The following is a 6074-nucleotide window of genomic DNA, read 5'->3' as shown; positions in this document are numbered from 1 at the left end:
GGGGGCACTGAGGTGTTATGTTTTTGGACTGCGCGCGGAAGGGAGACCTGAGCGAGCAGGCTTACGACAGAAGGAGGCGCGAGCCGACGGTGTTGTAAGTTTTCTGAGTCGCCGAGAGGCGGCGTTTCGCCGAGAGCCTCCGAGAGGGGGAGGGAAGCGGAAGCACCTGGACAACCGAAAAGTTTAGGAACTGACGCTTTCACTGCGTCACACCGAAGCTGGGAGCCTGCACCGCCTGAGAGGGAGGGTGTTGGAGCTGGCGGGGAAGCTGAGGAATCGGTGTGTGACGAACAGAGCAGTGAAGGTGTGAGGTCCCGTCAAAAGAAACAAAGCGTGACGCGCCTGTTGGTTGGCTTGTGTTTCCTTCTCACGAGGGAACAGGAGCTGGTGTGCCGATAGGAGAGGCGAGCGCGACCGGATCTGAGATTCGGGAAAGTCAAGAGGAAAGAAATTTCTGAATGCACTCTTTGCAACCTTCTGTCAGAGGAAGGGGCTCCAACTGCAAGGCCTGCGCCAGTGGGTGCTTGGAGGTGGTTAGCAATTCGAACTGAGGCGAGCCTGAGAAGGAGCGCCAAGAGGGTTTGAACTACAACGGAGAGTTTGATCCTGGCTCAGGATGAACGCTGGCGGCGTGCTTAACACATGCAAGTCGAACGAACCTTCGGGTTAGTGGCGGACGGGTGAGTAACGCGTGAGAATCTGCCCTCAGGAGGGGGATAACGGCTGGAAACGGCCGCTAATACCCCATATGCCGAGAGGTGAAATGAATTTCGCCTGAGGATGAGCTCGCGTCTGATTAGCTAGTTGGTAGGGTAAAGGCCTACCAAGGCTTCGATCAGTAGCTGGTCTGAGAGGATGATCAGCCACACTGGGACTGAGACACGGCCCAGACTCCTACGGGAGGCAGCAGTGGGGAATTTTCCGCAATGGGCGAAAGCCTGACGGAGCAACGCCGCGTGAGGGATGAAGGCCTCTGGGCTGTAAACCTCTTTTATCAAGGAAGAAGATCTGACGGTACTTGATGAATAAGCCACGGCTAATTCCGTGCCAGCAGCCGCGGTAATACGGGAGTGGCAAGCGTTATCCGGAATTATTGGGCGTAAAGCGTCCGCAGGCGGTCTTACAAGTCTGTCGTTAAAGCGTGGAGCTTAACTCCATTTCAGCGATGGAAACTGTAAGACTAGAGTGTGGTAGGGGCAGAGGGAATTCCCGGTGTAGCGGTGAAATGCGTAGATATCGGGAAGAACACCAGTGGCGAAGGCGCTCTGCTGGGCCATAACTGACGCTCATGGACGAAAGCCAGGGGAGCGAAAGGGATTAGATACCCCTGTAGTCCTGGCCGTAAACGATGAACACTAGGTGTCGGGGGAATCGACCCCCTCGGTGTCGTAGCCAACGCGTTAAGTGTTCCGCCTGGGGAGTACGCACGCAAGTGTGAAACTCAAAGGAATTGACGGGGGCCCGCACAAGCGGTGGAGTATGTGGTTTAATTCGATGCAACGCGAAGAACCTTACCAGGGTTTGACATCCTGCGAATCCCTTGGAAACGAGGGAGTGCCTTCGGGAACGCAGTGACAGGTGGTGCATGGCTGTCGTCAGCTCGTGTCGTGAGATGTTGGGTTAAGTCCCGCAACGAGCGCAACCCACGTCTTTAGTTGCCAGCATTTAGTTGGGCACTCTAGAGAGACTGCCGGTGATAAACCGGAGGAAGGTGTGGATGACGTCAAGTCATCATGCCCCTTACATCCTGGGCTACACACGTACTACAATGCTACGGACAAAGGGCAGCAAACTCGCGAGAGCTAGCAAATCCCATAAACCGTGGCTCAGTTCAGATCGTAGGCTGCAACTCGCCTACGTGAAGGAGGAATCGCTAGTAATCGCAGGTCAGCATACTGCGGTGAATACGTTCCCGGGCCTTGTACACACCGCCCGTCACACCATGGAAGTTGGCCACGCCCGAAGTCGTTACTCCAACCCTTGTGGAGGAGGATGCCGAAGGTGGGGCTGATGACTGGGGTGAAGTCGTAACAAGGTAGCCGTACCGGAAGGTGCGGCTGGATCACCTCCTAACAGGGAGACAATACCTGATCGTGATGTCTGAGTACTTTATTCTCAGGCCATGATCCTGTCATCTCGAAGGTCGATCGGTACCTCAACTTGAGGGTAAGAGAAGAGCTGAGAAATCAGTTTAGAGACTTAACCATCAATTTCAGTTCCTAAACTTTGTCTAGGTCACCCCACAGAGGGTAAAGCCGAGAGCATGAGCAGAAATGCGAATGCAAAACTGGCAAGCCGAAAGGCGAGCTGGATGCGGCAACAACTCCTGGGCCATTAGCTCAGGTGGTTAGAGCGCACCCCTGATAAGGGTGAGGTCCCTGGTTCAAGTCCAGGATGGCCCATTCGTGTTTGGGGGTTTAGCTCAGTTGGTAGAGCGCCTGCTTTGCAAGCAGGATGTCAGCGGTTCGAGTCCGCTAACCTCCATCCAATGATGTGTGCCCCAAGCAGCGAATGAAAAGGAGTTGCTGGTGAGGTGATTTAGATGGTTGACGCTGAGTCAGATTGACTCCAGCCTCGTGTCATTCTTGATGAAGAATCAAGTTGTCACGATGCTGGACTCAATGCGTTCTGGAGACAGGAAGCATTGCAGGATCAGCAGAACCTTGACAACTGCATAGGTGAGTCTGGAAATAAAGCATCTCATGGATGCTTGATTTTAGGCCAAGTGATGTCCAGCAATGGAGAGAGCTTGGATTGAAATCAAGAAAATTCTATTGAGTTTTTAGAGCCGAGAGCTTCCAGTTTTCTTCTGAGCCCGCCGAGGGTTTAGGAGTTTGATCCTGGCATTCAAACCGTAGCGAGCGACTTGAGAAATCAGGTTTTAGTTGCAGGTGAATCCAGAGAGAATAGGCCTCAACAGCCTGAAGGACTGGGAGTTTAATTTGGTCAAGCTACAAAGGGCTCACGGTGGATACCTTGGCACACAGAGGCGATGAAGGACGTGGTTACCTGCGATAAGTCTCGGGGAGCTGGAAACACGCTTTGATCCGGGAATTTCCGAATGGGGCAACCCCTAGAACGGCCGCCTGAATCCATAGGGCGGAACGAGCCAACCCAGCGAACTGAAACATCTTAGTAGCTGGAGGAAAGGAAAGTAAAAACGACTCCCTGAGTAGCGGCGAGCGAACGGGGAAGAGCCTAAACCGATGGTTTCGACCATCGGGGTTGTGGGACAGCAACGTGGACCAACGGAGTTAGAAGAAGCGTTTGAATGGCGCGCCACAGAGGGTGAAAGCCCCGTATTCGAAAACAAAGTTGGCCTAGCTGTATCCCGAGTAGCACGGAGCACGTGAAATTCCGTGTGAATCTGCGAGGACCACCTCGTAAGGCTAAGTACTCCTGTGTGACCGATAGCGCAACAGTACCGCGAGGGAAAGGTGAAAAGAACCCCGGGAGGGGAGTGAAATAGAACATGAAACCGTGAGCTTACAAGCAATGGGAGCCCGACTGATCGGGTGACCGTGTGCCTGTTGAAGAATGAGCCGGCGACTTATAGGCACTGGCAGGTTAAACCGGGAATGGTGGAGCCATAGCGAAAGCGAGTCTGAATAGGGCGATCGTCAGTGTTTATAGACCCGAACCCGGGTGATCTAACCATGGCCAGGATGAAGCTTGGGTGATACCAAGTGGAGGTCCGAACCGACTGATGTTGAAAAATCAGCGGATGAGCTGTGGTTAGGGGTGAAATGCCAATCGAACCCGGAGCTAGCTGGTTCTCCCCGAAATACGTTGAGGCGTAGCGTCTAGTGCTCCAGCAGGGGGGTAAAGCCACCGTTTCGGTGCGGGCTGCGAGAGCGGTACCAAATCGAGACGAACTCTGAATACCCTGTGTGTAACTAGGCAGTCAGACTGTGGGGGATAAGCTCCATGGTCGAAAGGGAAACAGCCCAGACCGCCAGCTAAGGTCCCCAAATCAATGCTGAGTGATAAAGGAGGTGGGATTGCCCAGACAACCAGGAGGTTTGCCTAGAAGCAGCCATCCTCAAAGGAGTGCGTAATAGCTCACTGGTCGAGCGATCCTGCGCCGAAAATGAACGGGGCTAAGCATTGTACCGAAGCTGCGGATTTAACTTGTTAAATGGTAGGGGAGCGTTCCATGTGGGGTGAAGCGTTAGCGTAAGCGGGCGTGGACTGCATGGAAGTGAGAATGTCGGCTTGAGTAGCGAAAACATGGGTGAGAATCCCATGCCCCGAAACCCTAAGGGTTCCTCCGGCAGGCTCGTCCGCGGAGGGTTAGTCAGGACCTAAGGCGAGGCCGAAAGGCGTAGTCGATGGACAACAGGTCAACATTCCTGTACCTGTGATGTTTTGGGAAGGGGGACGGAGAAGGCTAGCCAAGCCAGATGTTGGTTACTGGTCCAAGCGTTCGAGGCGTTGAGAACCGGCGAAAACGGTTTGAGCTGAGGCGTGAGTGCGAGCTGCTACGGCAGCGAAGTTGGTGACGTCAAGCTTCCAAGAAAAGCCCTATACCCGTTAAGGCATCATGGCCTGTACCCGAAACCGACACAGGTGGGGTGGTAGAGAATACCGAGGGGCGCGAGGTAACTCTCTCTAAGGAACTCGGCAAAATGGCCCCGTAACTTCGGGAGAAGGGGTGCCACCGCAAGGTGGTCGCAGTGAAGAGGCCCAGGCGACTGTTTACCAAAAACACAGGTCTCCGCTAAGTCGCAAGACGATGTATGGGGGCTGACGCCTGCCCAGTGCCGGAAGGTTAAGGAAGCTGGTCAGCGCAAGCGAAGCTGGCGACTGAAGCCCCGGTGAACGGCGGCCGTAACTATAACGGTCCTAAGGTAGCGAAATTCCTTGTCGGGTAAGTTCCGACCCGCACGAAAGGCGTAACGATCTGGGCGCTGTCTCGGAGAGAGGCTCGGCGAAATAGAATTGTCTGTGAAGATGCGGACTACGTGCACCCGGACAGAAAGACCCTATGAAGCTTTACTGTAGCTTGGTATTGTGCCCGGGCTCTGAATGCGCAGGATAGGTGGGAGGCTTTGATCATCGGCTTGCGGGTCGATGTGAGCCAACGGTGAGATACCACTCTTTCAGAGCTAGGGTTCTAACAGTCACCCGTTATCCGGGGACTGGACAGTATCAGGTGGGCAGTTTGACTGGGGCGGTCGCCTCCTAAAAGGTAACGGAGGCGCGCAAAGGTCTGCTCAGGCTGGTTGGAAATCAGCCGACGAGTGTAAAAGCAGAAGCAGGCTTGACTGTGAGACCTACAAGTCGAACAGGGAGGAAACTCGGCTTTAGTGATCCGACGGTTCTGCGTGGAAGGGCCGTCGCTCAACGGATAAAAGTTACTCTAGGGATAACAGGCTGATCTCCCCCAAGAGTTCACATCGACGGGGAGGTTTGGCACCTCGATGTCGGCTCATCGCAACCTGGGGCTGAAGTCGGTCCCAAGGGTTGGGCTGTTCGCCCATTAAAGCGGTACGCGAGCTGGGTTCAGAACGTCGTGAGACAGTTCGGTCCATATCCGGTGCATGCGCAGGAATATTGAGAGGAGTTCTCCCTAGTACGAGAGGACCGGGAGGAACGCACCTCTGGTGTACCAGTTATCGTGCCAACGGTAAACGCTGGGTAGCCATGTGCGGAGAGGATAACCGCTGAAAGCATCTAAGTGGGAAGCCCACCTCAAGATGAGTATTCCCATGGCGTTAGCCAGTAAGGTCACGGGAAGAACACCCGTTGATAGGCTCTATGTGGAAGCGCAGTAATGTGTGAAGCAGAGGAGTACTAATAGACCGAGGGCTTGACCACAACTCGAGCTCTAAACAAAAGCTTATTTCCAGAAGTTCAACGCAAGCCTGAAAGGGTTTGTGGGGTTCTAATCTATGCAGTTCTCAGGGTTCAGCCTGGGAATGAACTATCCTGGTGTCCATGGCGCAGTGGAACCACTCCGATCCATCTCGAACTCGGTTGTGAAACGCTGCAGCGGCGACGATATTTGGGGGGTAGCCCCCTGAGAAAATAGCTCGATGCCAGGTAAAACATTCATTCCAAGCAAGTCAGAT

General features: G+C 54.1%; 2 tRNA genes and 3 rRNA genes. All 5 read left to right on the top strand.

Features of this window, described 5'->3' with window-relative positions:
* The first annotated feature begins 588 nt into the window (after positions 1 to 588).
* The 5 genes from H6G16_RS12870 (at position 589) to rrf (ending at position 6047) form a co-directional block, all read left to right on the top strand.
* Positions 589 to 2073: ribosomal RNA gene (locus H6G16_RS12870) — 16S ribosomal RNA — on the top strand.
* A gap of 255 nt (positions 2074 to 2328) precedes the next feature.
* Positions 2329 to 2402 (top strand) — tRNA-Ile (locus H6G16_RS12865).
* Positions 2403 to 2411: 9 nt separating this feature from the next.
* A tRNA-Ala gene (locus tag H6G16_RS12860) sits at positions 2412 to 2484 on the top strand.
* Between the two features lie 460 nt (positions 2485 to 2944).
* Positions 2945 to 5820: ribosomal RNA gene (locus H6G16_RS12855) — 23S ribosomal RNA — on the top strand.
* A 110-nt stretch (positions 5821 to 5930) separates the two neighbouring features.
* Positions 5931 to 6047, top strand: a 5S ribosomal RNA gene (gene rrf, locus H6G16_RS12850).
* The 16S, 23S and 5S rRNA genes sit together here with 2 tRNA genes alongside, the layout of an rRNA operon.
* The last annotated feature ends 27 nt before the right edge of the window (positions 6048 to 6074 follow it).

This window comes from Cyanobium sp. FACHB-13342, from assembly GCF_014697415.1.
In the GTDB taxonomy this organism is placed as follows: domain Bacteria; phylum Cyanobacteriota; class Cyanobacteriia; order PCC-6307; family Cyanobiaceae; genus Cyanobium_A.
This window is presented reverse-complemented; position numbering and strand designations above follow the sequence as displayed.